This window comes from Pedococcus aerophilus (assembly GCF_039532215.1).
In the GTDB taxonomy this organism is placed as follows: Bacteria; Actinomycetota; Actinomycetes; order Actinomycetales; family Dermatophilaceae; genus Pedococcus; species Pedococcus aerophilus.
Genome location: NZ_BAAARN010000001.1, coordinates 555,589 through 581,315, shown reverse-complemented (window position 1 = coordinate 581,315; position 25,727 = coordinate 555,589). Strand labels below are relative to the sequence as shown.

At 68.3% G+C, this 25,727-nt stretch carries 24 protein-coding genes and 3 tRNA genes; 10 read left to right on the top strand and 17 right to left on the bottom strand.

Annotation, left to right across the window (positions count from 1 at the left end; translation table 11 throughout):
- Positions 1-26: 26 nt before the first annotated feature.
- Positions 27-458, bottom strand: coding sequence for a peptide-methionine (R)-S-oxide reductase MsrB (gene msrB, locus ABD286_RS02705; RefSeq protein ID WP_344189994.1), 432 nt, complete (start codon positions 456-458; stop codon positions 27-29).
- Between the two features lie 121 nt (positions 459-579).
- Here msrB and ABD286_RS02700 point away from each other — a divergent pair, with 121 nt between their 5' ends.
- The gene (locus ABD286_RS02700) at positions 580-2,739 is read left to right on the top strand and encodes an ATP-dependent DNA ligase (RefSeq protein WP_344189992.1); all 2,160 of its coding nucleotides are present in this window, start codon (positions 580-582) and stop codon (positions 2,737-2,739) included.
- 20 nt (positions 2,740-2,759) lie between these two features.
- Complete coding sequence (locus ABD286_RS02695; RefSeq protein ID WP_344189990.1) at positions 2,760-3,953, top strand: alpha/beta hydrolase family protein; 1,194 nt, start codon at positions 2,760-2,762, stop codon at positions 3,951-3,953.
- Between the two features lie 83 nt (positions 3,954-4,036).
- Here ABD286_RS02695 and ABD286_RS02690 read toward each other — a convergent pair whose 3' ends face one another.
- Together ABD286_RS02690 and ABD286_RS02685 are read right to left on the bottom strand one after the other, a co-directional pair.
- Positions 4,037-5,569 carry an HNH endonuclease signature motif containing protein gene (locus tag ABD286_RS02690; RefSeq protein WP_344189987.1) on the bottom strand — a complete coding sequence of 511 codons (1,533 nt, stop codon included), beginning with the start codon at positions 5,567-5,569 and terminating at the stop codon, positions 4,037-4,039.
- 115 nt (positions 5,570-5,684) lie between these two features.
- Positions 5,685-6,446, bottom strand: a complete 762-nt coding sequence (locus ABD286_RS02685) for a dihydrofolate reductase family protein (protein WP_344189985.1) — start codon at positions 6,444-6,446, stop codon at positions 5,685-5,687.
- Positions 6,447-6,478: 32 nt separating this feature from the next.
- Between ABD286_RS02685 and zapE the strand changes: the two genes are divergently transcribed.
- The 3 genes from zapE to ABD286_RS02670 all read left to right on the top strand — a co-directional run bounded on the left by zapE (position 6,479) and on the right by ABD286_RS02670 (position 8,948).
- Complete coding sequence (gene zapE, locus ABD286_RS02680; protein WP_425565304.1) at positions 6,479-7,486, top strand: cell division protein ZapE; 1,008 nt, start codon at positions 6,479-6,481, stop codon at positions 7,484-7,486.
- A 12-nt stretch (positions 7,487-7,498) separates the two neighbouring features.
- Positions 7,499-8,482 carry a polyphosphate kinase 2 family protein gene (locus tag ABD286_RS02675; RefSeq protein ID WP_344189983.1) on the top strand — a complete coding sequence of 328 codons (984 nt, stop codon included), beginning with the start codon at positions 7,499-7,501 and terminating at the stop codon, positions 8,480-8,482.
- Positions 8,483-8,573: 91 nt separating this feature from the next.
- On the top strand, positions 8,574-8,948 hold the full coding sequence (locus ABD286_RS02670) for a VOC family protein (protein ID WP_344189981.1): 375 nt from the start codon (positions 8,574-8,576) through the stop codon (positions 8,946-8,948).
- Between the two features lie 49 nt (positions 8,949-8,997).
- Here ABD286_RS02670 and ABD286_RS02665 read toward each other — a convergent pair whose 3' ends face one another.
- On the bottom strand, positions 8,998-9,354 hold the full coding sequence (locus tag ABD286_RS02665) for a hypothetical protein (RefSeq protein WP_344189979.1): 357 nt from the start codon (positions 9,352-9,354) through the stop codon (positions 8,998-9,000).
- A gap of 64 nt (positions 9,355-9,418) precedes the next feature.
- The gene (locus ABD286_RS02660; protein ID WP_344189977.1) at positions 9,419-11,065 is read right to left on the bottom strand and encodes an acyl-CoA dehydrogenase family protein; all 1,647 of its coding nucleotides are present in this window, start codon (positions 11,063-11,065) and stop codon (positions 9,419-9,421) included.
- Positions 11,066-11,096: 31 nt separating this feature from the next.
- Here ABD286_RS02660 and ABD286_RS02655 point away from each other — a divergent pair, with 31 nt between their 5' ends.
- The 4 genes from ABD286_RS02655 (at position 11,097) to ABD286_RS02640 (ending at position 12,669) form a co-directional block, all read left to right on the top strand.
- Positions 11,097-12,359 carry a YihY/virulence factor BrkB family protein gene (locus ABD286_RS02655; RefSeq protein ID WP_344189975.1) on the top strand — a complete coding sequence of 421 codons (1,263 nt, stop codon included), beginning with the start codon at positions 11,097-11,099 and terminating at the stop codon, positions 12,357-12,359.
- A 37-nt stretch (positions 12,360-12,396) separates the two neighbouring features.
- Positions 12,397-12,469, top strand: a tRNA-Gly gene (locus tag ABD286_RS02650).
- A 22-nt stretch (positions 12,470-12,491) separates the two neighbouring features.
- Positions 12,492-12,562: transfer RNA gene (locus ABD286_RS02645), tRNA-Cys, on the top strand.
- A 32-nt stretch (positions 12,563-12,594) separates the two neighbouring features.
- Positions 12,595-12,669: transfer RNA gene (locus tag ABD286_RS02640), tRNA-Val, on the top strand.
- Between the two features lie 99 nt (positions 12,670-12,768).
- Here ABD286_RS02640 and ABD286_RS02635 read toward each other — a convergent pair.
- The 9 genes from ABD286_RS02635 to ABD286_RS02595 form a co-directional block, all read right to left on the bottom strand.
- On the bottom strand, positions 12,769-13,980 hold the full coding sequence (locus ABD286_RS02635) for a site-specific integrase (RefSeq protein WP_344189973.1): 1,212 nt from the start codon (positions 13,978-13,980) through the stop codon (positions 12,769-12,771).
- Positions 13,964-14,173, bottom strand: coding sequence for a helix-turn-helix domain-containing protein (locus tag ABD286_RS02630; protein ID WP_056918510.1), 210 nt, complete (start codon positions 14,171-14,173; stop codon positions 13,964-13,966). The genes ABD286_RS02635 and ABD286_RS02630 overlap by 17 nt, the downstream gene beginning before the upstream one ends.
- 371 nt (positions 14,174-14,544) lie before the next feature.
- Positions 14,545-15,939 (bottom strand): hypothetical protein, encoded by a 1,395-nt coding sequence (locus ABD286_RS02625; protein ID WP_344189970.1) that lies wholly within the window; start codon positions 15,937-15,939, stop codon positions 14,545-14,547.
- Entirely contained in the window at positions 15,936-16,259 is a 324-nt protein-coding gene (locus ABD286_RS02620) for a hypothetical protein (protein ID WP_344189968.1), read from the bottom strand. The genes ABD286_RS02625 and ABD286_RS02620 overlap by 4 nt, the downstream gene beginning before the upstream one ends.
- Before the next feature lie 40 nt (positions 16,260-16,299).
- Positions 16,300-17,748 carry a CHC2 zinc finger domain-containing protein gene (locus ABD286_RS02615; RefSeq protein WP_344189966.1) on the bottom strand — a complete coding sequence of 483 codons (1,449 nt, stop codon included), beginning with the start codon at positions 17,746-17,748 and terminating at the stop codon, positions 16,300-16,302.
- On the bottom strand, positions 17,745-18,386 hold the full coding sequence (locus tag ABD286_RS02610; RefSeq protein ID WP_344189964.1) for a hypothetical protein: 642 nt from the start codon (positions 18,384-18,386) through the stop codon (positions 17,745-17,747). Before ABD286_RS02610 ends, ABD286_RS02615 begins: the two co-directional genes overlap by 4 nt.
- A gap of 87 nt (positions 18,387-18,473) precedes the next feature.
- Positions 18,474-18,869 carry a hypothetical protein gene (locus tag ABD286_RS02605; protein ID WP_056918546.1) on the bottom strand — a complete coding sequence of 132 codons (396 nt, stop codon included), beginning with the start codon at positions 18,867-18,869 and terminating at the stop codon, positions 18,474-18,476.
- Between the two features lie 363 nt (positions 18,870-19,232).
- Positions 19,233-20,579: a type IV secretory system conjugative DNA transfer family protein gene (locus ABD286_RS02600; protein ID WP_344193228.1), complete on the bottom strand. Its 1,347-nt coding sequence runs from the start codon at positions 20,577-20,579 to the stop codon at positions 19,233-19,235.
- Positions 20,580-21,709: 1,130 nt separating this feature from the next.
- Positions 21,710-22,057, bottom strand: coding sequence for a hypothetical protein (locus tag ABD286_RS02595; protein WP_056914741.1), 348 nt, complete (start codon positions 22,055-22,057; stop codon positions 21,710-21,712).
- A 651-nt stretch (positions 22,058-22,708) separates the two neighbouring features.
- Here ABD286_RS02595 and ABD286_RS18865 point away from each other — a divergent pair.
- Positions 22,709-22,972, top strand: a complete 264-nt coding sequence (locus ABD286_RS18865; protein ID WP_369796206.1) for a DUF202 domain-containing protein — start codon at positions 22,709-22,711, stop codon at positions 22,970-22,972.
- 202 nt (positions 22,973-23,174) lie between these two features.
- Here the strand turns inward: ABD286_RS18865 and ABD286_RS02585 are convergent, their stop codons facing one another.
- The 3 genes from ABD286_RS02585 to ABD286_RS02575 all read right to left on the bottom strand — a co-directional run bounded on the left by ABD286_RS02585 (position 23,175) and on the right by ABD286_RS02575 (position 25,700).
- On the bottom strand, positions 23,175-23,828 hold the full coding sequence (locus ABD286_RS02585) for an alpha/beta fold hydrolase (protein ID WP_344189961.1): 654 nt from the start codon (positions 23,826-23,828) through the stop codon (positions 23,175-23,177).
- Positions 23,829-23,909: 81 nt separating this feature from the next.
- Positions 23,910-24,536: a uracil-DNA glycosylase gene (locus tag ABD286_RS02580; RefSeq protein ID WP_056914740.1), complete on the bottom strand. Its 627-nt coding sequence runs from the start codon at positions 24,534-24,536 to the stop codon at positions 23,910-23,912.
- A 483-nt stretch (positions 24,537-25,019) separates the two neighbouring features.
- Positions 25,020-25,700 (bottom strand): hypothetical protein, encoded by a 681-nt coding sequence (locus tag ABD286_RS02575; protein WP_056914739.1) that lies wholly within the window; start codon positions 25,698-25,700, stop codon positions 25,020-25,022.
- Between the last annotated feature and the right edge of the window lie 27 nt (positions 25,701-25,727).

Below are 25,727 nucleotides of genomic sequence, written 5' to 3'. Positions count from 1 at the left end.
TGTCCCAGCCCTGTCCGGTGTCTTCGTCAGGCCTGGTCGGCCGGGCGCAGCGTCATCGAGATCGAGTTGATGCAGTAGCGCTGGTCGGTGGGGGTGCCGTACCCCTCGCCCTCGAAGACGTGCCCGAGGTGGCTGCCGCAGTTCGCGCAGCGCACCTCGACACGCTTCATCCCCATGCTCACGTCCTCGATGTACTCCACGCTGTCGCCCGCTAGGGGGGAGTAGAAGGACGGCCAGCCGCAGTGGCTGTCGAACTTCGTGCCCGAGGTGAACAGCTCGGCACCGCAGGCGCGGCAGGCATACACGCCCTCGGTCTTGGTGTCGGTGTACTCGCCGACGTACGGGCGCTCGGTGCCCGCCTGGCGCAGCACCTGGTACTCCGCCGGGCTGAGCTCGGCACGCCACTCGTCCTCGGTCTTGGACACGGCATACGTGCGGTCGGTCTTGTCCATGGTCATGTCGTGACTCCTTCGGAACAGTCTCACGTCGTGCTCAACGCCAGCGGGGCCGGAAATGGTCCCGCTCCGCCCACCCCGATTCTTACGGGTCCGTGACGGGCCCGCCGGATAGGGTCGGGCCATGGCGGCAGCGGCGACGACGGTGGAGGTCCCCGAGGGCCCGTGGGGCGACGCGCGGGAGGTGCGGATCTCGAGCCCGGACCGGTTGATCTGGCCGGGTGAGGGCATCACCAAGCTCGACCTGGCGCAGTACGCCATCGATGTCCGCACGGGGTTCATGAACGCCCTCGGGCACCGGCCGGTGACCCTGCAGCGGTTCCCCGAGGGGATCGACGGGGAGGAGTTCTGGACCAAGAACCCGCCCAAGGGGATGCCCGACTTCATCACCCCGGTGATGTGCACCTACCCCTCGGGGCGCAGGCACCTCCAGGTCGTCGTCGACGAGCCGGCCGCGGTCGTGTGGGCGATGCAGATGAACACGGTGACGTTCCACCCGTGGCCGGTGCGGACGGCGGACGTCGACAAGCCCGACGAGCTGCGCATCGACCTCGATCCTCAGCCGGGGCGCACCTTCGCCGACGCGGTCGAGGCCGCGGTCGCACTGCGCGAGCTGCTCACCGAGATCGGGCTCACCGGGTGGGTCAAGACCTCGGGCAACCGAGGCGTGCACGTGTTCGTCCGCATCGCGCCGACCCACGAGTTCCTCGACGTGCGGCACGGGGTGATCGGGATCGCGCGTGAGCTCGAGCGACGCCTGCCCGACCTCGTCACCGCCTCCTGGTGGAAGGAGGAGCGGGGCGAGCGCGTCTTCGTCGACTTCAACCAGGCCTGTCGTGACCGCACCATCGCCTCCGCCTACAGCCCGCGCCCGCTGCCCGGTGCGCCGGTGAGTATGCCGCTCGGCTGGGACCACCTCGTGGGCGTCGACCCGGGGGAGTTCACGCTCCGCACCGTGCCGGGGATCATCGCCGCGTCCGGTGATGCGTGGGCCGGGATGGACGAGGCGGTGGGTGACGTCACCGGCGCGATCGCGTTGTGGGACAGGGACATCAACGAGCGTGGACTGGGTGAGCTGAACTTCCCCCCGGACTATCCGAAGATGCCGGGGGAGCCGCCGCGGGTCCAGCCGAGCAAGCGCCGGGCCGACAAGACCGACGACGAGTACATGACCCCGAAGGCCGATCGGGACGCCGAGCTGCGCGCCCAGTGGGGTCCGGTGCCGCCACCCGTGGCGCCCATGCTGGCCAAGCCGGTCAAGGGGATCCCGACGGGCGACTACCTCTTCGAGCCGAAGTGGGACGGGTTCCGCTCGATCATCTTCCGGTCCGGTGACTCCGTCGAGATCGGCAGCCGCAACGAGAAGCCGATGACGCGCTACTTCCCCGAGGTGGTCGAGGCGGTGCTGGCGAACTTTCCGGACCAGGCGGTCGTCGACGGCGAGATCGTCGTCGTGGGGTCGTCGGGTGACCGGCTGGACTTCGAGGCGCTCCAGCAGCGGATCCACCCTGCGGCAAGCCGGGTGAAGAAGCTGGCGGCAGAGACGCCGGCGCAGTTCGTGGCGTTCGACCTGCTGTCGCTGGCGGGGGAGGACCTCACGGATCGGCCGTTCTCCGAGCGACGGTCCTTGCTGGAGAACGCTTTCGCCTCGGTGGAGGCGCCGATCCACCTGACCCGGGCGACCCGTGACCCGCAGGAGGCGCAGGAGTGGTTCGAGCAGTTCGAGGGGGCCGGGCTGGACGGGGTGATCGCCAAGCCGCTGTCCGGGACGTACGAGCAGGACAAGCGGACGATGCTCAAGATCAAGCACGTCCGGACCGCCGACTGCGTGGTCGCGGGGTACCGCACCCACAAGAGCGGGGATGACCTCGTCGGTTCGCTGATGCTCGGGCTCTACAACGACGACGGGTCGCTGATGAGCGTCGGGGTGATCGGCGCCTTCCCGATGGCGCGACGCAAGGAGCTGTTCGAGGAGCTGCAGCCCCTCGTGACGACGTTCGAGGACCACCCGTGGGCCTGGGCCGAGCAGGAGGCGGGGTCGCGGACGCCCACCAGCGGCGCCACGAGCCGGTGGAACGCGGGCAAGGACCTGTCGTTCACGCCGCTGCGGCCCGAGCGCGTCGTCGAGGTGAAGTACGACCACATGGAGGGAGTCCGCTTCCGCCACACCGCGCAGTTCGTGCGATGGCGCGAGGACCGGGATCCCCGGTCGTGCACCTACGAGCAGCTGGAGGAACCCGTGAGCTTCGACCTCGCCGACGTGCTGGGGCAGGTGAAGCGGTGAGGCCGTCGAGCCCGTCGATCGTGTCGCGCCCGAAGGTCCCGCCGCTGGCGCCCGACCGGCGGCCGCTGCGCACCGCCGCCACCGTGGCCGGGGTGACCGCTGGTTCCCTCGCGGCCACGGCTGCCGTCTCCTCCGTCGGGCTGGCCGCCTACCTCGCCCGCCGGGCCCTGACCCCTGATCGTCAACGTCCCGACGACACGCAGATCCTTGCCGTCGACGAGACCTCGGTGACCCTCGACGTGACGCCGGAGACCGTGGTGCCGGGACGGTACGGCCTGTGGCTGGACAAGTCGTCCGGGCATGTGCGGCTCGGGGACATCCTCGACGTCGACGAGGAGCGTGGCCGGGTTCGTCGCGAGGTGCTGGGGGTCGACTCGGGTCACCTGGCGCCGGGGTACGGCCGGTGGGACCAGTACTTCTACGCGGGCCCGCCGGACCGCGCGCTCGGGATGCGCACGGAGTACGTCGACGTCCTCACCGAGCTCGGGACGATGCCGGCGTGGGTGATCCGTGCCCCGAAGCCGTCGACCCGCTGGGCGGTGCTCGTGCACGGTCGTGGTGCTCGTCGTGACGAGGGTCTGCGTGCTGCGAAACCGTTGCACAACAGTGGGATCAACATCATCATCCCGTCCTACCGCAACGACCTCGGAGCGCGACGCGGTGCGGATGGGCGGTACAACCTGGGCCTGTCGGAGTGGCGTGACATCGAGGACGCAGCACTGTTCGCGGTGCAGCAGGGAGCGCGCGAGCTGCTCCTCGTCGGGTGGTCGATGGGCGGGGCCATCGTGCTCCAGACCCTGAGCCGCTCGTGGCTGGCCGACCACGTCAGCCACGTGGTGCTGGATGCCCCGGTGATCGACTGGACCGACGTCCTGATCCACCACGGTCGGCTGCACGGCATCCCCGACCCGATCGGTGGCCTGAGTCGGTTCATCATGGGCCGGCGACTCACCCGGCGGCTGGCGGGGGTCCACGATCCTGTCGACGTGGCGCAGACGAACTGGGTGGCCAAGGCCTCCGAGCTGCGGCACCGGACGCTGATCATCCACTCGGTCGACGACGAGTTCGTGCCCGTCGGGCCCTCGCAGCAGCTGGCTGCCGCCCGGCCGGATCTCGTGACGATGGAGCACTGGGACACCTCCCGCCACACGAAGGAGTGGAACGTCGACCCGGACCGGTGGGAGCGTTCGGTCGCCGACTTCGTCAGCAGCTAGCGAGTTCAGCCGGCCACGGCGTGGATCTGCCTGGGCGGTGGGGCTTCCGCGAACTATCGCGTGGGGGCGTCGAGGCTGAGTCGTCATTCCCAGGGAATGAGGCCTTCGGAGATGATGACGAGTCCGGCTCCGGAGGATGTGGTCCTGCGCCTGGTTGGGGTGCGGGGTGTGCGGGTGGGTTGTCCGGGTGGTCTGGTGCGGGCGAGTTCGGGGTGGTCGATCTCGAGGTCGGAGGGGAGCTCGATGTCGTTCCAGCTGGCGTTGCCGCCGGTGGGTGGTCGGTAGGTGCCGGCCGGGACGGTCGGGTCGCCGCCGGGTGGTGGTGCTGTCTCGTCGGGTCGGGGTGGGCGGATGGGTAGCCCGTACCGGTTGACCACGGTCAGTCCGTCGGGTCGGTCGGGGTCGCCGGTGATCTGGTAGTCGCCACGGTCGATGCCGTCGTGGTGCCTGGTGCACAACGAGATCTGGTTGGTCGTGTCGGTGGTGCCGCCGTCGGCCCAGGGGTGCAGGTGGTGGATCTCGACGAAGCCGGTGTTGGTGGTGGGGCAGCCGGGGAACCGGCAGCCTCGGTCGCGGTCGAGGACCAGGCGTCGGGAGCGTTCGGGCAGGATCCGCATCGACCGCCCGACCGAGACCGGTCGCCCTTGGGTTTCCCAGACGGGTTGGACCACGCCATCCGACACGAAGCGCCCGAGCAGCCGCTTGGGGATCGCGTGCCCGCCGGTGACCCAGGCACCATTGGTGTCCAGGTGCAGGTACACCCGGTAGTGCGCCGCCCGTGAGGTCGACGTCATTGAGGCCAGGGACCGGTTGGCCATCTCCTCGAGCGCGTCGGCATAGGTCGGCAGCCCAGCATGCTGGTCAAGGAGCTGGTCCCTGTCGGTCGGAGAGTCGCTGGTGCTGTTGTCGGTCTCACGGCGGCGGAGGGTGAACAACGCGTCCTTGGCCTCCTTCACGGCCTGTTCGACCAGCGCGCCGATGGTCGCGGGCGCGGAGTACCGCAGCTGGAACCGACCATCAGCGTCGTACGTCATGGTCAGCTCGGGCCGCGCACAGGCCCGCTGCTCCGCGACCGAGGCCTTCGCGGCGTCGTGCTCTTCCCTCACCAGGGCGCGGGCGTCTGGCGCGGTGATGGTCGCTGCTGGTCCGTCGTCGCCCGGTTCGGGTACTGGATCGGCAGGGAAGGCGTGCATCCGGACCGCACGACGTAGCTGGGGCACGGTTGCTTCGCGGGCGAATCGGGTCAGCGACTTCTGGTGACTCGTGGGCACATTGCGGGCCAGGACCGCGACCTGGTCCAGGGACAGCTCACCGGCAGACAGTGCAGTCCCGGCGTCGGTCAGCTCCGACCGGCGCCGAGCCACAGCGACGATGTCGGCGGCGTGGGCAGGGGCCAACCCGGCCCGGACCACCAGGTAGTGCTCGGGGGACTTGAACCCGCCCTCACCCCAGTGACCGCCGGTCATGACCTCGTCGATGATGTCGACCAGCTCCGCCTGCACCCGGTTCAACTGTCCTGCAACGGCGGCGGTCCGGTCCCACAGGGCCCGGTTCCGCACACCCCAGCTGCCCGGCGCGAGTGCGTCGGGGACGGTGCTGAGGGGAGCGGTCGACATACCTCAATCGTACAGGTGTTCGAACTCATCGGGAAGAGAAGTCCACAATTGAAGTACGCGAGTTCGCCCACAGCAGAACAGAATTGGGCACCGTCGGACAGCCGCGATCAGAGATCTAGCGGCCCACGCGCCATCGACCGAGGACCGTCCCGTCCTCCTCCAGGAGAAGCATGGGCGTCAGGGCCACGTCGAGGTCCGGCCCTCCGGCGATCCGGCCGTGGTCGCCGCCGACGAGGGTGGGTGCCCAGGTGAGGTCGACCTCGTCAACGACTCCGGCCTCGAGCATGGTGGCGAACAGCGACGGACCACCCTCGGACAGGATGCTCCGAAATCCCTTTTCCTCCAGCGCCTGACGAGCCGCCACGAGGTCGACGCGTTCACCGCCGGTGACGATCACGTTGCTCTCACCGAGGACCCCCTTGGCAGCCTCCACCTTCTCCGCAGCCGCGTGCTCGCAGGTGATCATCAGCGCTGCGCCCTGAGGAGACGTCATGGCGGCCACGGTCGGCGGCAGCTCTCCCCGGTTGCTGACCACGGCCAGGACCGGCGCGTCCGGGTCCTCGTCTTGGAGCGCTGGATACCCCTCTGCCCGAACGGTTCCCGCGCCGACGACCACGACGTCCGCGAGCTGACGCAGCACCGAGAAGACGCGGAAGTCCGCAGGCGTGTTGATGCTCCCGGAGCGGCCGTCGGCACCGGTGACGGCACCGTCGAGGGAAGCCACGAAGTTGACGCGCAGCCACGCTCGGTCGGCCGGCACGGCATACACCTCACGCAGGGCGGCCTCATCGAGGTCGCTGGAGCCGGCGTCCGCCGAGGACGACGAGGACGACGAGGACGACGAGGGCAGACCGGTCTCGTTGAGCAGCAGGCGCATGGCGCGAAGTCTGCCTCACCTAGGCTTCCTGCGTGCCCTCCTCGTTGACCGACCGCTCACCGAAGCTCGACCGCGAACGGTTGGTGCGCGACCTCGTGCCCCCGCCGAGGTTCGACGCCGAACGGTTCTCGACCTACCGCCCCGACCCCGCCGAGCCCAGCCAGTCCGCGGCCGTCGAGCGGCTCGAGGCGTATGCCGCGTCGCTGGGTGCCGCGCGCGGCGGCACCGGCCTCTTCGGGCGGCGCAAGAAGCGTCCGCAGGCGGGGCGCGGGATCTACCTCGACGGCGGGTTCGGTGTCGGCAAGACGCACCTGCTGGCGAGCCTGTGGCACGAGGCGGACGGGCCCAAGTCCTTCGGCACCTTCGTTGAGTACACGAACCTCGTCGGGGCACTGGGATTCGCGCAGACGGTCGAGGCGCTCAGCGGTCACACCCTCGTCTGCATCGACGAGTTCGAGCTCGACGACCCCGGTGACACCGTCCTCATGGCCACGCTGCTCGCCCGGCTGACCGAGGCAGGGGTGTCGCTGGCTGCCACGAGCAACACCCTGCCCGACGCGCTGGGGGAGGGACGGTTCGCGGCGGAGGACTTCCTGCGCGAGATCCAGGCCCTGGCCTCACGGTTCGACGTCCTCACGGTGGACGGACCCGACTACCGGCACCGCGACACGGTCGACAGCCCACCGCCGTTGACCGAGGACGAGGTCCGCGCAGCCGGTCAGCGCGAGGGTGCCGTCCTCGACCACTTCGTCGACGTGACGCGGCACCTGTCGACGGTCCACCCGAGTCGCTACCGCACGCTTCTCGACGGGGTCAGCGCGATCGCCTGGACCCACGTGCGGCCCGTCACTGACCAGGCGGTGGCCCTGCGCCTCGTCGTCCTCGCCGACCGCCTGTACGACGCGGACATCCCGGTGTTCGCCAGCGGCCAACCACTGGGCCAGGTGTTCTCCGAGGAGATGCTCGCCGGCGGGTACCGGAAGAAGTACTACCGGGCCATCTCCCGACTCACAGCCCTCGCGCGCGGTGACGACCGGTGACAGGATGCCGAGATGGCGAAGAAGGACAAGAAGTCCACCAAGTCCGGCAAGTCCACGAAGGCCGAGCTCAAGGCCGCCCTGGCCAAGGAGGTCTCGGCGAAGAAGGCCGTCAGGGCCACCAAGAACCCGAAGGCTGAGCCGGCCGAGGTCGCGCCCCTGTCCCCGGTGTCGTTCAGTGAGGCTCTCAGGGCCCGTGAGGGCTTCGTCCTCGCCGAGTGCGACCCGCGGTCGACTCCTGCCTTCGACGGCGACAAGGTCGCCGGGAAGCAGGCCCTCGACCTGAGGGCGGGGGAGATCGGCGAGTTCCAGGAACGGCTGTACGCCGAGGCCAAGATGAACGGCACCCGGTCCCTGCTGCTCGTCGTGCAGGGCATGGACACCTCCGGCAAGGGCGGCATCATGCGCCACGTCGTCGGCCACATGGACCCACAGGGCGTGCGCTACACAGCGTTCAAGGCACCGTCGCTGGAGGAGCGTCGCCACCCGTTCCTCTGGCGCATCCGCAACGCGTTGCCGAACCCCGGTCAGATCGGGGTCTTCGACCGCTCGCACTACGAGGACGTCCTCATCGTCCGCGTCCACGACCTCGTGCCCAAGGCGACGTGGTCGCGCCGGTACGCGCAGATCAACGCCTTCGAGGAGAAGGCCGTCGCCGAGGGGACCACGATCGTCAAGGTGATGCTGCACATCTCCTCGGACGAGCAGAAGGCGCGGCTGACCGAGCGCCTCGAGCGACCCGACAAGCAGTGGAAGTACAACCCCGGCGACGTCGACGAGCGCCTCGAGTGGCCGCACTACCAGGAGGCCTACCAGGCCGTCCTCGACCGCACGTCGACCGACGCCGCCCCGTGGCACGTCGTCCCCGCCGACCGGAAGTGGTACGCCCGGCTCGCCGTGCAGAGCCTGGTGCTGGAGCACCTCGAGGCGATGGATCCGCAGTGGCCCGCCGTCGACTACGACGTCGAGGCCGAGCAGGAGCGGTTGCGCATCACCTGACACCGCAGCGATGAGTTGGGAGGCGGCGGCGGGTCGGTATGTGTGGAGGCGGTAGCAACCCGCTGCTGCCACTGAGCGAAAGGAGCTGGGCATGCTCAGCGACTCGAAGGCATTCAGCGGATTCTCGGCCGACGACATCGAGGCGGCGCGTGCCTTCTACGGCGGCGTCCTCGGTCTCGAGGTGAGCGAGCAGATGGGCATCCTCACGCTGCACCTCGGCGGTGGACACCGCGCGACCATCTACCCGAAGCCCGACCACGTGCCCGCAGGCTTCACCGTCCTGAACTTCCCCGTCGCCGACATCGAGGCGGCCGTCGGCGCTCTCACCGACGCCGGCGTGCAGTTCGAGAAGTACGAGGGGACGCCGATGGCGACCGACGACAACGGGATCTTCCGCGGTGGCGGCCCGCTGATCGCGTGGTTCACCGACCCGGCCGGCAACGTCCTCTCGGTGATCCAGGACTAGCGGATCCAGGACCAACGGATCCAGGACCAACGGATCCAGGACCAACGGTTCAGAGCTGGCGCAGCCCTGGCGGCGCCGGGGCGTGGCCGAACCCCCAGAGCAGGACCCAGACGGCGATCGCGCAGATCGTCAGCAGCACGAAGCCGCCGGCCACCATGGCGGCAGGGCCGGGTTTGCGGATGGGGCGGATCCACACCTCGTGCTGTGGCCGCGGCGCCGGCGCGCCGAGCATGGCACCGCCGCACGCTGAGAGCACGACGATCGGGGCGCCGATGTAGAGCAGCGGGTCGAGGACGTCCATGTAGTTGAGGCCCTTCATCGCTGCAGGCAGCAGGACGACGAGCGCCGCAGTCACGGCACCGAGGAAGAGCCCGATCAAGGCTCCCCGTCCGGGTTGACCTCTCATGCTGCCGAGTATGCGGCCGCCGTGCGTCCGCGTCGATCATCCGTTCGTGGGTGGCGCGCCTCGGTCAAGTGGCGAACGCCCGCTCGACCAGGCCCACCGCTGCTGTCGAGCTGAGGCCCGCGTCGAGCGTCCCGAACGTCACGCCGTGGTCACCACCGAGACGGCTGGCGATGAAGGCGTCCGCGACGACCGCCGGGGCGTGCTGGGCCAGCAGGGCGGCCTGCAGCGTGAGGGCGAGCCGCTCGACCAACGTGCGGGCACTCGCCTGCGCGTCCGGGTCAGAGGCCCGGGCCAGGACGTCCGGCAGCGCGGCGATCGCCTGGTCCAGTGCCGGATGGTGACCGCGGGCGCGGCGGACCTCGTCGAGGTAGGCCTCGACCGATGCGGGTTCACGGCTGGCGGCCCGCAGGACGTCGAGGGCGTTGACGTTTCCCGAGCCTTCCCAGATCGAGTTGAGCGGCGCCTCGCGGTACAGCCGGGCAAGGCCGTTCTCCTCGACGTACCCGTTGCCGCCCAGGCACTCCAGGGCCTCGGCCACCATCACCGGCGTCCGCTTGCAGACCCAGTACTTGCCGAGCGCCACGCCGAGCCGGGAGAAGGCCGTGTCGCCCTCGTCGACCGCGTGCGCGAGCCGCAGCGCGAGCGTCGTCGCAGCCTCGGACTCCAGCGCCAGGTCCGCGAGGACGTTCTGCATGAGCGGCTGGTCGACGAGCAGGTCGCCGAAGGCGCGGCGGTGCCGTGCGTGGTGGACGGCACGGAGCAGGGCCGCCCGCATCGTGGCCGACGAGCCGAGGATGCAGTCGAGCCGGGTCGCGGCGACCATGTCGAGGATCGTGCGGATGCCGCGGCCCTCGTCGCCGACGCGCACGCCCCACGTGCCCTCGAGCTCGACCTCGGACGACGCGTTGGAACGGTTGCCCAGCTTGTCCTTGAGGCGCTGCAGCGCAAAGGGATTCCGCTCGCCGTCGTCGAGGACCCGTGGCACGAGGAAGCACCCGATGCCGGCCTCGGTCTGGGCCAGCACGAGGAACGCGTCACTCATCGGTGCCGAGCAGAACCACTTGTGACCGGTCAGGCGGTACGTGTCCCCGCCTGCGACGGGACCGTCCTTGGTGAGGACCGCCCGGGTGGTGTTGGCGCGGACGTCCGAGCCGCCCTGCTTCTCCGTCATGCCCATGCCCGCGATCGCCCCGGACTTGGCGTCGAGCGGACGGAGCCCGGAGTCGTAGCTGCGCGAGGCGAGCTGGGGGACCCAGCGCGCCGCGAGGGCGGGGTTCGCCGCGAGGGCCGGCGCGGCGGCATACGTCATGGAGACGGGGCACAGGTGTCCCTGCTCGACCTCGGACCACGTCGTGAACCCGGCCGCGCGACGCACGTGCGCCCCGCGTCCCCCGGGCTGCGTCCACGGCTCGGCCGTGAGTCCGCCGCTGACGGCGACGTCCATGAGCGCGTGCCACGCCGGGTGGAAGTCGACCTCGTCGAGGCGTTCGCCGGTGGGGGAGTGGGTGCGCAGGACGGGGTGGTGGGTGTTCGCCTGCTCGGCCCAGACGCGCGCCTGCGCCGACCCCGAGTGCGCTCCCAGCTGCTCCACCTCGTCGTGTGCCGCGTCATCGGCCCAGCGTCGAACAGCCTCGGAGAGCGCGGGATTGGCGGTCAGCGCGTTGTAGTCCGGGAGGGGCGGGACCTGGTTGGTGACGGCGTGGGTGGGCACGACGGCAGAGTATGCGGGATACCGTGGTCGGGTGAGTGTGAAGGCGCGGGTCCGACGCGAGCTGGTGCGCGTGCCCGGAGCCATGTCCGTGGCCCGGATGACGGTGGAGACGATCAGGGTCTGCCTGAAGTACCGGGTGACCGGTTTGGCGTCCGAGGCAGGCTTCTTCATGCTGCTCTCGCTGCCGCCGTTGGTGCTGGGGCTCTTCGGTGGCGTCGGCTACCTCGGCAAGTGGCTGGGGCAGAGCACCGTGCAGCAGATCATCGCCGGCATCCAGGAGTGGGCAGAGCGGTTCCTCACCCCTGGGCTGATCCAGGGCACGCTGCTACCGACGGTGCAGGACGTGTTCACCGACGGCCGGTTCGACCTCATCTCGGTCGGCTTCCTGCTGTCGGTCTGGTCCGGCTCGCGCGCGCTCAACGTCTTCGTCGACACCATCTCGATCATGTACGGGCAGTCGGGGGTGCGCGGCATCGTCCGGACCCGCGCCCTGTCGCTGACGCTGTACTTCCTCTCCCTCGTGGTCGGCGTCGTCGTCATCCCGCTGGTCGTGATCGGACCGACCTGGCTGCGTGACCTGCTGCCGAAGGAGACCGAGTTCCTCGCCTGGCTCTACTGGCCGGTCGTGACCGTCCTGGCCGTGGCGAGCATCGCGACGCTGTTCCACATCTCCACCCCGCGGCGCACCCCGTGGATGCGCGACGTGCCCGGGGCGGTGCTGACGCTCGTCCTGTGGTCGCTGTCGTCGTACGTGCTGCGCGGCACCATCGCGGCCTCGCTGGGTGGGACGTCGATCTACGGGCCGTTGTCGGCGCCGATCGCCCTGTTGATCTTCCTCTACGCCCTGGCCATCGCCGTCCTCATCGGGGCCGCCCTGAACGCCGCCATCCGGATGCTGTGGCCGGTCGAGGAGCGCGAGTCGCTGCGCGCCCAGCTCGTCACGTGGGTGAAGAAGCGGCTGGCCGAGCGCAAGGCTGGTCCCTCCGCGCCGGGTTCGTTGCGTCCTGCGCCCGTCCCGGCTGCTGCTGCGGCCTCCGGGGGCGTCGCCGGGCTGCTGGCTGCTCAGGAGGCCAGCACGCGGAACGGAGCGGTCCACGCAGGGGTGAGCACGCGCCATACGAGCTCCGACGAGGGCCGGTTGAGCACGGCTGAGGCGGAGCTGGCGGGGTCGTTGGAGGGTCTGAAGGAGGAGGCGCGCAAGCCGCTGACCCCCGTGCCCGACGACACGGACGACACCCAATTTGGAGAGGAAGCGCCTGATCCGATAAGTTTTCTACGCACGCGCAGCGGGTAGCCAAAAGCTTCTCGTTCGTCACCAACGCGCGTGTAATGCGGATGTAGCTCAGTTGGTAGAGCGCAACCTTGCCAAGGTTGAGGTCGCCGGTTCGAGCCCGGTCATCCGCTCGGAGGGTTTGACCGCCTTCACGGTGGAGTGGCCGAGAGGCGAGGCAGCGGCCTGCAAAGCCGCGTACACGGGTTCAAATCCCGTCTCCACCTCGACTACGTACGAACCCGAAATGCTCCACCTCGGGCGATTGGCGCAGTGGTAGCGCGCTTCCTTGACACGGAAGAGGTCACTGGTTCAAACCCAGTATCGCCCACCAGAACGAAACAGCCCCTGACCTGCGGAAACGCCGGTCAGGGGCTGTTGTTCGTAGGGCTTCGAATCGGCCCTCAAGGGCGATGCTTGACTAACTGCTTGACTAAGGATCCGTTTTTGGGTCCGGTTCCGGTGTCGAAACGGAGTCCGGACGCGGGCGGACGTCCTCCGGCACGAAGATGCGGTCCATGGCCTCCGCGCCCTCGGTCAGCACGGGTCTGAGCTGCTTTCGGTAAACCGCCTCGGTGACCGTGGTGCTCCGGTGGCCGACCAGCCGGGCGATCTCCTCCAGGGGGACTCCCGCCTCGGACAGGATCGAGACGAAGCTGTGCCGGAGCTCGCGGGGTGTCCACGTCCCGTCGACCAAGCCAGCTCGGCGCACGACGCTGCGGAAGGCACGGCGGACGTTCGCCGAGTCCAGGGCGAGCCCGGAATCGGTGCAGAAGACGAGGTCGTTGTCGGTCCAGTTGTCCCCGGCTGCCTCCCTGCGACGGTCCTGCTCCAGCTTGTGAAGCGTGAGCGCTTCGACGGCGACGGTAGGCAACCGAAGGGTCCGTCGTGACCGCTTGGTCTTGGTGTCGCCAGTTTCACGCACCGACCGCCAGACCTGAATGGTCGGCGGCCGCAGTGGTTTCGACGCGAGGTCGCCGGTCAGGTCCAGGTGAGCCCAGGTCAGGGCGCGCAGCTCCTCCGTCCTGGCGCCCGTGACGAGGCTGAGCGTGATGTAGGCATTCATGTCCGTTCCACGCGCAGCGGCCAGCACGGCCGCAGCTTGCTCGAAGGTCAGCGCCCTGGACGGGCGCCCCTTTCGTCCCTGCGGGACCTCGCAGTGCAACGCGACGTTTCGCCGGAGCCGGTCACGGGCCACCTGGCGAGACAGGGCTCGACGCAGGATGGAGAGGATGCGCTGCAGGGTGGCACGGCTGAGGTCAGGTGCCTTGCGCTTGAGCCATCGGTCCACGTCCTCGGCGGTGAGCTCCTGCACCTTTCTGGCGCCCAGGTCCGGGATGACATGTCCGTTGGCCAGGATCCGGCACGTGGTGATGGTCTTCGCGGACCGGCCGGCCAGACCGAACTCCAGCCAGTCCTCGATGGCCGACGCAACTGTCATGCGGGCTGCTACCGAAATGCCATCGCGGTGGTCGCGAATGAGCTTCTGGAGCTTGTCCTTGGCCTCGGTCTTGGTGCGACCGGTCCCAGTCTTGACGATGCGTTTGCCGTCTGGGTGGAAGCCCACCTGAGCGGTCGCGATCCAGCGCTGGCGTGACTCCGAGAAGTGGACACCACCTTCGCCGCGACTACGCCGTGTGGCCATCCGCCTCCGCCTCGGACTCGAGCAGGGCGACGTAACGTTCGATCGCCGACGCAGTGACGTAGCAGCGGCGCCCTTGGTGCACGGTCTGCAAGCGGCCTGCACGGATCTGCTCATAGACGACGGTGCGGCTCATGCTGAGCAGCTCCATTGTTTCCGTGATGCCGAGGAGTGCGCGTTCTGCCACTGCGGTCATGGTTTCTCCCTTGTCGTTCTCGACTGGACAACGGTGACGAGGGGGCACCATCCGCGCCAGGTCGCCGTTTGGCCCTGGCGTCAGCACATTCAGTTGACCTTGGAGTTGCGTGATCGTTGCCGGCGCTGCTGCTCAACCACGTGCAGTGAGTTCGAGACGAGAGTGGTGTGCTCTCGAGCCCCGAATCCGTTGATTATCCGGAGGGAGCGCGCGTCGTTACTCGTCCTACTTCATGAATAGTCTCTGACCTGCATAAATGTGCGGATGGAGCTTGTGAGGGTGCTCGTCATTTCCTGGCTCTTCTCGACCAAAGCCGGAGGGTAAACCGGACGGCGACAAGCCTTGCTCGCGTGGAGAGCCCTGTGGCTGGGTCAGAGCTCGAGCAGTCTCTGGACTGGCGAGGGACCGGGATGTAGGTCGGGCCGTGCCATGGAGTGCTTGACCTGCTGCGTCTGTCGATACGCCTCGTTCCACAGCATCTGGAGGTCGGGCACCTCGTGGCTGGAGACGGCGACGAACTTGCCCTGACTCTTGGCTGGCATCCGGGTCACGGAGACCGGCAGGGCTCGTGCGGGGGCGAAGACGAGTCCGGATCGGAGCAGTCGGTCTGGAAGCGTCTGACTCAGCTCCATGACTCGTCCAAGAGTCTCGACACCGTGGGTGAGGTCGCGTAGTCCTCGTGGCCTGTCCCAAACATCCGCTGGTTCGGATGCGTGCACACCGACTTCGTTGAGGGCGTTGAAGAGCTCACGACTGGCGGCGACGAACTCGGTGCTGCTGCGGCTTGCGGTGGTGAGCCGTGCCCAGGACTTGTCGGCGGACTGGAAGGCGCGTGCACCAGCTACCAGAGAGGTGCTGGCTCCGTCGAGCGCGTCCTCGAGGTTGCCATGGGGCGCGGTAAGTACCTGGTGCGTAACCGCGTACAGGTGGGCTCCCTGGTTGGCCAGCATGCGCAGGGTGTCTGCGCTCGGAACGAGCCGGAGGAGCTCCAGCTCGGCGGCTTTCGTCCAGTGTTCGACGGCTGCTTCGAGGCGCTCGTTGATTGTCGCTGGAGCCGGCTCCGGCGAGGTGGCGGTGAGCCGCTCGAGCGCGAGGGGACGCTGCGCACCTTCGCGGAGCGCGTCGATGGACCTTTCCGCGTATTGCGAGATGGCCAGCGGGCGGTCGGCGTCCACTACTGCGCCATGGGCTAGGGCGTGACGTGCTGCAGAGTAGGTGAGGGAAAGGATGTGGATGTAGGTGCCGGCCAGTTGTGCGTCGTCCATGAAGCGGGCCTGCTCGACCTGTCGCTGGGCCACGGCCAAGTCTGCGGCTGCGCCGAGCGTGCAGGAGATTCGTGCAAGCGGGTGCGGGTCGCCGAGCTCCGCCGGGGTGATGTCGGGGTCCACGTCCAGGTCACGGGTCTTGACCAGGTAAACGCCCGCGTCGTGGACCACGTGCAGGTTGCCGTGCTGCACCCTGCGACGGAAGTAGGCGGCCCTCTTGCCGGTGAGCGCGGCGGCCTGTTCGAGGCTGAGCTGGGTGTCGAAGGGATGCCGCAGCGGTTCGGGGTAGGAACGGAACACGGCAAGGGTGGGCGCGAGCGCCGTGCGCGTCGTGCCGGGTCTGTGCATCGCGTCTGGTCCTGCGAGCTCGAACATGAGCCGGTGCACGGTCACGTCGAAAGTGGCCCACTGTTCCCTGGTGATGGGGACTTCGCTGTCGCGCAGTTGCCGGGTGAAGAGATCGGCGTGGGCCAGAAGGTCAGCTGCGCTGGTGGTGCTCATCGCGCGTCCGTGTCCTTGGCGATTCGCACGAGGTCGGCGACGTGCCGCGCCCACAGCGGGAGGTCTGGCGGCCCTTCAAGCGGGTGGATCTCGTCGAGCGTGTTGAGTGCGGCCTGAAGCTGCTCCAGGATCGATCCGGCGGCCGGCGGGCCGGCTGTGGGCCACTGGTCGGGGCTGAGCCCGGCGGCGTTCAGGCGGATCTGGCCGGCGAACGCGCGCAACGACGGTGAGTCGTGCAGGCCCGCGAGATTGTCGACCCGTTCGGCTGCCGAATGCAGTTGGCTTGCTGCCCGGTCGAGCAGTTCGGTGGCGCTGGTCATGGCTTCCTCGCTTGGGTGTGCCGTGTGCTCGAGTGCCTTGTTAGAGGCTGGGGCCGGGGCTATCGACCGAGAGGGCAGCGGTTGGGTGCATGCTGGCTTCGACCGCGTGAGCCTCCATGGCCCGGCGGCGCAGTACGGGGATTGCGGTCGCGGCTGGGTCCCAGCCGTGCTGGGTCAGTTCAGCCTCGACTTGTGCCAACAGTTTGGCCGCCTCTCGGGGCGAGGCGGTCAGCAGGCTCAGCGGTACGACGGTGTCGATGGTCTCCTGCAGGGGGTCGCGGGACCGTGCTGCGATGGCCCGCACCAGTTCGTGCCCTGGCGGTTTGGGCGCCACGACGTTCCGCTTCCACTGGTGCTGCGGGTCGAAGGCCGACAGGCCCGGGTGACCCTGCGTCGCGATCCACTCGGCGGGGTCAAGCCCGCCCGGGAGTCGAGTGACCATCGCCGGGTGACCCATGCCGCGGCATACCGCGTCCACCCACCGCTGGGTGCCCTCGGCGCCGGCTTGGTCTCCGTCCAGGGCGACGACGATGCGCTTGGCGCATGAGGTGGCCACGCGCTCCGCCTGGGTGGAAGACACCGTCACCCCGTTGGTGGAACACGGCCAGAACTCGCCGAGACGATTTGCCTGTGCGGCTGAGGCCGCCACGGCCAATGCGTCGAGTGGGCCCTCCACGACCACCGCCGTCGCGTGGGCGACCGGAGGCTCGACGAGGGGCGTGTAGAGCACTTGGGACTTGTCGAAGGTCGCGGTGCGAGTGGGGTTTCGGTACTTCGGTCCCCGCTCGATGTCGTCGACCTTGCGACCGATGAAGCCCTCGATGTGTCCGGTGCCCGAACGGACTGGAACCATGAGGCGGTCGTGGAAGGTGTCGTACAGCAGGCCGGAGCTGCTGCGGTGCGCGAGGTCGACGGCCTGCAGCTCGTCGACCGATACCCCATCGCGCAGGAGGCGTTCGGTCAGCCAGGACCAGCTGCGCCCGCTGTGACCGATGACTGGCTGGGCGAGAGCCGACTCGAGCTCGCGGACGTCGATGCCGCGGTGGTGGTGCAGGTAGCTGATTGCGAACGCGTGCCGGACTTTCGATGTGAGGTGTTCCCATGCCAACTCGTGGATCGCGTGGGCGCGGTCGACGCTGATGAGCCTCCATGGTGGGGGCTCGGTCTGCGATGGCTGTCGTCCCAGCGCGGTTCGCGTCGACCGGTCGGTGTTCTCGAGGCGGGCGACTGCATCGCGAAAACCGACTCCCTCGTGGCGTTGGACGTAGTCGATGACGTCACCTGAGGCGCCGCACCCGAAGCAGTGGAACCGGTCCGGGTCCTTGCCCCCCACGGACAGGGAAGCGGTGGAGTCGTCGTGGAACGGGCAGCAGCCCATGAAGCCGTGCCCCGAACGGCGAAGCCTGACGCCGGATGCGGTGATCACGTCTTCGATCGGGTGATGGCGTCGGACCTCGGCGACGTCGACGGAGGCGGAGGTGGCTGTCACAGCTCGACTCCCCGCGATGGGTGGCGCTGCATCGCGCTGCTCCGTGCGAGGAGTTGGCCGGCGAAGAGCTCCGCGAACTGCGGGACAGTCATGTGCATGTCGACCTCGATGGCCTTGGCGAACGTCGACTCCACAGCATCGGCCGGGGCGTGGGTGCTGATGGCCGCGTACTCGTCCCAGGTGGGGTCGTAGGCATACAGAAGGCCCTCACTGGCGGCGGCGGTGCGGCGCAGCGAGATCCGCTGTTCGCGGCGTTCACCCCAACGCATGCCGTAGTCGCGGTCGATGCCAGGCAGGTGTCCGTATGCAGCCTTGAACGCTTGTGGCCCGGTCCAGGTCAGTGAGTTGGGCGTGGGGTCGCCGGGCGCGCGACCGGAGGCCGCCATCGTCAGTGCGCTCAGTTCGTGGACGCCGTCACTGAGCGCACCGGTGATCCGGTCAGCGACGGTGAAGGCGACATCGTCGACGCCGTTGCTGAGGGTGAGCCCGACAGCGTGGGCGTAGGCGTTGCGCTGCCCGAGGCGGTACCAGTAGTCCGCGGGGTCGTCCAGGTCAACGCCCTCATGTGCGTTGCGGGACAGTGCGATCAGTTGTTCGACAGCGCGGTTCTGGTCTGTCCCTTCCGAGGTGGCGCTCATGACGGCCTTCCCCGCGCGGGCCCTTCCCGCGCTCCCTCTGGACAACGGCGGCGTGGGGGCACTATGAAGTGGCAGCCCAACCGGCGATCAGAGCGCGGGTCGCTGTGGCGGGTCCCGGTGCTCTCGCATGGTGCACTGGGTCACCGCGTTGAGTTCCCTTAGGAGATGCGTCACGTCCTGCAGAGCGCGCAGCCAGTCGACGGCCGCGGTCGGTGCCGCAGATTGCGCGAAACAGGCCCGCTCATGGTCTTTCAGGGCAAGCAAGGCCTCGACCATGCCGCCGTGCTCCTCCCAGCAGGGCGGGATCGCCCGGGCGTCGACGCAGAAGCGTCGCACCAGCTCGGCAACCCACGCGCGTAGCTCCGCCTTCACCCGCTCACGGACGACACCTGACAGCGACGGCAGGTGCAGAGGTCCGGTCAGCTGACCAAAGGTCACCGCATGTTCGTCGTCGCCGAAGGCGAGAGCTGGTTGACCGCTCACGAAGCGTCCCGCTGGCTGGCGCCGCGACGTCGAAGGAGCGCAATGATCCCCAGGCTCGCCTGCCGTCTGCTCAGGTGCCGCCAGCCCGCGCTGCGCGCGAGAACGCGGTGCAGCTGCCTGTGGTCTCGGGCGCACAATGGTACGAGGTCGTCATCGTCCTCACGCCCGATACGGATGTAGGTGAGGTGATGCAAGTGCCCACTGCGGGGGCACCAGACCCGGTCGCAGACCAGGCACTGGGGTGGGGTTCCATGTGAGGTCAGCCAGGCGGCATACCAAGCGTGCCGTCGCGCCCGCCATCCGCCGGAGGTGAGGTAGGCGTCGTAGGCCGCCCTGCGGGCGATCTGGTCGACGCGGCGACGCCTATTCGTCGGACGCGTTCGCACGATGGATCGCCTCCTCCAGGAGTCGGCGGTCGGCGACGAGCTGTTTGGCATCCCTGCGGCTCGTCCATGGGGTCAGGGCGAGGTCGATGGGTTGGGCGGCGCGAAGAAGCATGACCGCCTTGCCGAACGGCAGGGTGCGCAGCTGGGCGGGTTCGAGGATGGGGACCCGTGTCGTCGTGGTGGAGTGGGTCCGTCGTCCGTCGGCACCACGGCTGGTGGAGGTCTGCCTCTCCTCGCGTTGACCGAGGAGCTTGGAGAGGTCCTCAAGGTCCCGTGCGTTCGAGCCCCCACCGAGGATCACCTTGACGATGGCGGCGTCCCAGATCGCGGAGGCGGCGTGCTCACCCCAGACCGCGCGCGCTTGGGCAAGCGACTGCAGCACCACGACGGTGGATATCCCTGTGCCTCCTCCATCGGACATCAGGGCGGGCAGGGACGGCAACGGATAGTTGGCAGCCTCATCCAGTACCAGCGTCAGGGGAGGGTCGAGCCGGGCGGCGGGGGAGCGCGCAGCGATGCGGCGACCGGCTTCGACGACGTCTTCGACGAATGCACCGACCAGCCCTGCCGTGGCTGCACTGCCAGTCGAGGTGCCCAGCAGGTAGACCGTGCCGTCGCTGCGGAGGAAATCGCCAGGGTCGAAGACCTCGTCAGGGGAGGGGGAGAGGGCATCCATGACGCGGGGGTCGGCCAACGCGGAGAAGACGATGGTGACCATGGCCCAGACCGAGTCTCGCTGGCGCGGGTCTGCGCTGATGATCGCGTCGAGTCCCTGATACCACCCCGCGGCGGCATCGGGGTGGCCGTTGAGGATCTGGACGGCTTCGCGGGCATGGACGGCGGACAGTGACCACCGGAACAGCTCCGAGCATGAGTAGCCGCCCAGGGCGGCGGCGTGGAGCAGGCATCGCACAGCCTGCTCGGCCGAGGCCTGCCAGAAGTTGGAGTCGGTGGTGCCAGCGGCAGTGCCGCTCGTCAGCGCCTTCGCGCGCACCATGGCCGTGTGCGGGTCCTCGCAGCCCCGGATGGGGGACCAGCGAGTGGCGGACGGTATGCCGGGTGCGCGTCCCTGTGGGTCAAACACCGCGACCGGTCCCCATGCCGCTCGCCGCCGCAGCGTTGCCGTGAGGTTGTCCGGCCGAGTGCTCGTCGTGAGCACGGCGCCCGGGGAGTCGAGGATCATGGGAATGGCCAGATGCAGCCCCTTGCCCGCACGCGGAGGACCCAGGACCACCACGGAGTCCTCGACCGAGCAGAAGCAGGCAACTCCGCAGGACTCCCCGAGGTGGTAACCGAGGTCCTGAGACGTCGCGGTTCGAGTCATGGACGGTCGTAGGGCGGCTGCTCTTTGATGCAGGCGACGTTGGCCGGCACTGCCTTGCACCTGGCGGCGCGCTGCCATCCCTGGCCTTCGAGGGATGCGCGTGCCTTGCCGGGCCGCCACGGCCAACAAGCACGCAGCCGAGGCTACAAGCAGTACTAGGACTGGCCAGCTGGACCACGCGGAGCCGATCGAGGCTCGAGCCTCTATCTGATCCCAGACGTGATGAAGGTACTCGTCCAGACCCGACTGGCCGGCGAAAAGGGATGCGTGGCCCAGCCAGGACGGAAGCCGCGCGCCCAACGCTGCGGTACCGCTCGTCACTCCGCGACGCGGCTGTCTCCGTGTAGGCAGTCCGACACGCATCAATACCCCTTACTTCGATCCCCTTTCATGGGGAGACGTGGCCAAGGGGGCACCATTCGCGCAGCCATCGGCCGCAGTGAACCTTCGCATGGGGAAGGGGAGAGGCGCGGGGCTGGCGCCCGTCCGTGCTGGCCCGTGCGCACAGCCCACGCTGGAGTTCGCCGAGACCTGCTGCCTTCCGCCGCGAAGTCACCGGTTCCAGAGTCCGTGTGGTCGCAGGAGTGGGACAAGCTCGCCTTCGAGGACTTTTGCGCTGGGGCCATCGGTGACGATGGTCCAGCTGACCTCAGGAGAGAGCCGCAAGATAGCGTCCGCCGCCCATTCCTTGGCCCGCCTTGGTCCCTCATTTTCGAGGCGGTCAAGCTGGACCCCGATCCAATGCGGATCGGCGAGTGCCCGATCAAGTGCGGCCTCACCGAAGCCGCTCACGGCGCCCTTACCAGTTCGGTAGACAGAAAGCCGACCGTGTAGTCCCATGGGGCGTCCGCTTCCGGCGCGCTCTCCTGCCATGCCTGCGTAGCGAATCACCTGGGATCCAGGCTCGCGGAAGAGGTACACGCCGGGCAGCCGCGGCGCAGAGGTCTGCCCCGTCAGGAACGGGGACCACGGAGACCAGTCGGCCGCGGCCTCGACGAGGGCATATGCCTGTCGAGTTCCTGAATCGAGTATCTGTTCACCCACCCATGCCACGAGGCCATCCTGCCGGATCGTTTCCGGAGGAAACGGCGTACGCAGTGCGTGACCGAAAGGACGGTCTTTTCGCCGCGTCAGTGGAACTCCGCAACAACCTCGATCAGCCCCACGATGTGGTTGTTGAACTCGCCAAGGTCATCGGCCGGGATCCAGTACTCGAGGATGGTCTGGCCTCCAGCCTGCTGAACGTCGTACCGGTCCAGGTAATCCTTCTCGACCTCAAATCGCGTCACATAGCCGACCCCGCTCGCCTTCACATTCCAGTCACGAGCGATTCGTGTGGCGTAGTCCTCGTTCAGCACCGGGTAGAAGATCGGCTGGTCTGGCAACCGTGGCGGCCACGCATGCCATCCGGTGGCCTCGACCAGTGCGAGCTCCTTTGGGCCCGTCGGTCGCCAAAGGGTCACTGTCTGCCTGCTCATCGCAGCAGGATGTCAGGGTCAGGCGTGGGAGACCCACCGATTTAGCAGCGTCTTTCCGCCGCCAGCCGGTCACGTGCCTCCACCGATCGAGTCACCTAGTGGTGCAGCAGACCCCAATCTTTCCCTCCTCAGTGCTTAGGCCCGGCGACGTATACCGCTTGCGCACCAGATGGACATTGAGCATCCTCAAATCAAGTCGCGAGAAACCGGTCGCCTGACCCGTTTGCGTTGTTCCCACTTGCGCCTCCGCGGGCGGAGGCTGCGCGCGGTCGTCTCGGGGCCGCGACGTCCGCGCTGCGAGGTCGCGCGTAATCGGGGGCACGGGGGTCCGACGGATGCTTGACTAGCTGCTTGACAACGGCGGCGTGTTTTGGCGCATTTCGAGGGACGTTGGGGGAACGGTCGTGCTCGGGTGGACGTGCCGGGACACCGGTGGACGTGCTGAAGGTGCATGGCATGGAAGGGGTCAGGGGTTCGAATCCCCTCAGCTCCACAAGAACACGAGATGGCCCCTGGCCAGCGGAAGCGCTGGTCGGGGGCCATCTCGCTTGAAGCCGCCCGTGACGACGTCCTTGGGCCGAAACCACCCAATGCTTGACTGACTGCTTGACTGACCTGTGGCCAACGGGCACGTTTTCACCCATCTCGCCAGTGCCAAGGGGTCCGCTGACGCGCTTGGACGTCCGAAGCTCTGCCTGTCACTTCCCATGCCGGGAAGGGGTCATCTCAGGTGGCTCGCGCCACAGAGGCCTGCAGCCCGAGCGCACCGCTCTGGCGTGGCGACGCACCGCGTTGTCGGTGGCGGTCCGTTCGCTCGCGAGATTTCGCGGCCCCACGTCAAGCGTTGCCGACAGCGGCGCACCGCCGCCGACAGGAAGAAGCATCACAACCCCAAGCGGGGCCACGCGTTCGTGAACACCGTCATCAACGACCACTCCCGGGTCCCCTACGCCGAGGTCCATGACGATGACACCGCGGTCAGCAGCTCATCGGCCTCAGCGGTCCCTGCGGATACGCGGGAGCCGGGGCACAGCGATTCAACGAATCTGGGTATGACGTTGGCGCGCCGCCGATTCAGACCGCCTGCGGTGTGGTCGACCTCCCGATGAGCGCGGTCTCAGCGAGGGGCAAAGCGCTTCAGACGTTCCAGCATCGCGTCGAGTACCGGACCGGCCAGATTCGTTGCGAAGATGTTCTGCGCGTGGGCCGAGCCCGCAAGGATCTTCACCACGTTGTCGTCACCTGGCGCAGACTCGGCCAGCTCTGTCGAGACGTGGGCCAGGGGCTCGTCCTTGCTCGCCACGAAGAGCTTGGGTTGGTCCCCGAGCCCGTCTACGGTTGCGTTGGGCGACAAAAGGATCAACTGATCGGCCAGGCGCGGGTCCCGGCTCGAGAGATCGAGAATGGCATCGGCGCCCGCGCTGGCCCCGATGAGAGCGACATCAGCGACTCCCTCGCCCTGCAGTTTCTCTACGGCGTCGCGGATCGCATCGGGGTCGATGTTCTCGACCGCGATCACGGTCGCTCCCTGGTGGGCTATCGCGACGGCCTGCTTCTCCCAGCTGGCAGCATCGAAGGCAGCGCCGTGCGCGAGTACGACTCCGTAGGCTCCGTCGCCCCATTGCAGCGCGGAGGAGCCTTCAATGGCGATCGCCTTACCTGAGGTGTCGCCGCCCGAGGCGGGGATGCTCGTCTCTGAAGGTTCTCCGCAACTGGTGAGAGCCATGACGACGGAAAGTGCCAGTGCTGTACGCGCCATGATTTGGAGCATGCCCACGAGACTAGATCCCCACGGCTTCAGCGGTTCTTTCAAGAGGGCAACGGCATGGGTTGCTGACCGTGGCTCGGCGGTTCACCGGCAGAGATCTGCGGCTCGGTCCAGCGCGAAGGTGGTGCGCAGGAACGCCTCGTGGCGCCGATGTCCGTTGGCTGGTGAGGGATGGGGAACGGCCAGGGTGGGCACGAGGACCGGGGTATCGGTGAGCGTGAGGTAGCGCATCCAACCCTCCAGAGCCGCTCCGCCGAAAGTCACCACCACCTTCAGAAAGGGCAGTCCGCTGACCAGCGTGGTCAGGGCCGGGCGGGCGTCTTCCAGGTCGTCGACGCGGGGGCTGCGGCGTCGACCGTCCGGTCCGAGCAGTGCCCAGGGGATGACGTTCCAGCGCAGGCAGTGTGCCGGGTCGAGCCGGGAAAGGGTCATCGCCCGACGGACCTTCTGGGTGGTGGGATCCTCGTTGTCAAGCGAACTGAAACCCAGATCGCCCACCGCGACCGTCTGGGGCCCTGGTGACTCCATCAGGAGCAGGACCTGGGCCTTGGTGCCCGCACCGGCCGGGTCGAACCAGGGCACGAACCTGGTCCCGTTCGCACCATCGAGCCGCCACTGCTCGACCAGCTCGTTCAGCGGGCCGACCGGATGGTCCCGGACGTGGGCCCGTTTGCCCGCAGGCTCAGGGTGCTCCCCTGGGTCGTGGTGCACGCGATCAGCCCCAGCCCACGATCGCGACGCCGGCGGCGGCGGCGGCGGCGAGGCGAAGGGTGCTGACCGCGGTCTTGTGGTCACCACGCCCCCGATCGGTGCTCGATCTGAGCGTGAGCCCGACGCGCGACCCCGGACCTTGGGGCGGCGTGGGCGAGCATGGGCAGGGCCACGTGTCCTTCGTCCGCCTTCCTGCTGTGTGTAGACCGTTCATGTTCCGCTGTCGGGGTCCGGCTGACATAGGTGGTGGATGCCAGCGAACGATGGCGATGGCGAGGGAGCCCGGCCAGCGCCCCACGGGCCAAGGTGTGGGCCTGGTTCCTGGTGATGTCGTCATTGGTCGGGGGCGGCGACCCCGACGGCTGAGGTTGTACCTGCCCAAGGACCCCTATGAGGCGTAGCCACCATGCTGGCGCGCGCATGGGGGCGATGCGTGTCGAGGGGGATGTCTGCTGCTGGAGCGTTCGGGCTCGCCGATTGCGATCAGGCGGGGTCTCCGTTGAGGTGGAAGGTGACGGTCTCGATGTTGGAGGCGACCCCGATGGCCTTGAGGTCGCGGCGGTCGATGCGTCGGTCGCCGTTCTGGTCGGTGATGACGTTGGGTGCGTCGTCGTAGATGCCGTTGTGGTTGAGGTCGGCGATGACGGCGACGGTCAGGGTGGTGTCGACGTTCTTCCCGGCGATCGGGGCGCCAACGATCCAGGTGTCCCAGAGTTCGGTGCCTTGGCTGTCGCGGTTGGTGACGCCGGTGAGGTTGAACAGGTTGGCCAGGTTGGTGCCGGGGCCGGAGAAGCCGGGCAGGGTGTTGTTGGTGGTGGAGGTCAGCACGACCAAGCCGGGCATCCGATCGTCGCGGCCGGTGGAGAAGGTGCCGGGGAAGGGAGCGATGTTGTTGTGCGCGGCGGGGCCGGTCAGCTGGAGGCCGGTGAAGCCGGTCTGGGCCAGGGTGCTGCCGTCGAAGTCGACGTCGAGGTCGACGAACCATCCGGCTCCACTGATGCCAGCGTTGTCGCCTTCCGAGGGGGCGAACACCTCGACGTGGACCGGCTTGTCTGATCCGGAGTTCGAGTCGGCGCTCGCACTGGTCAGGGTGGTGGTGGCATAGGTCGCCGCGAGTGCGGTGGCGACTGCGATGGCGGCCAGGGCTTGGGTCTTGGTCTTCATGGCTGTCCTTCCAGTTGGGATGTCATT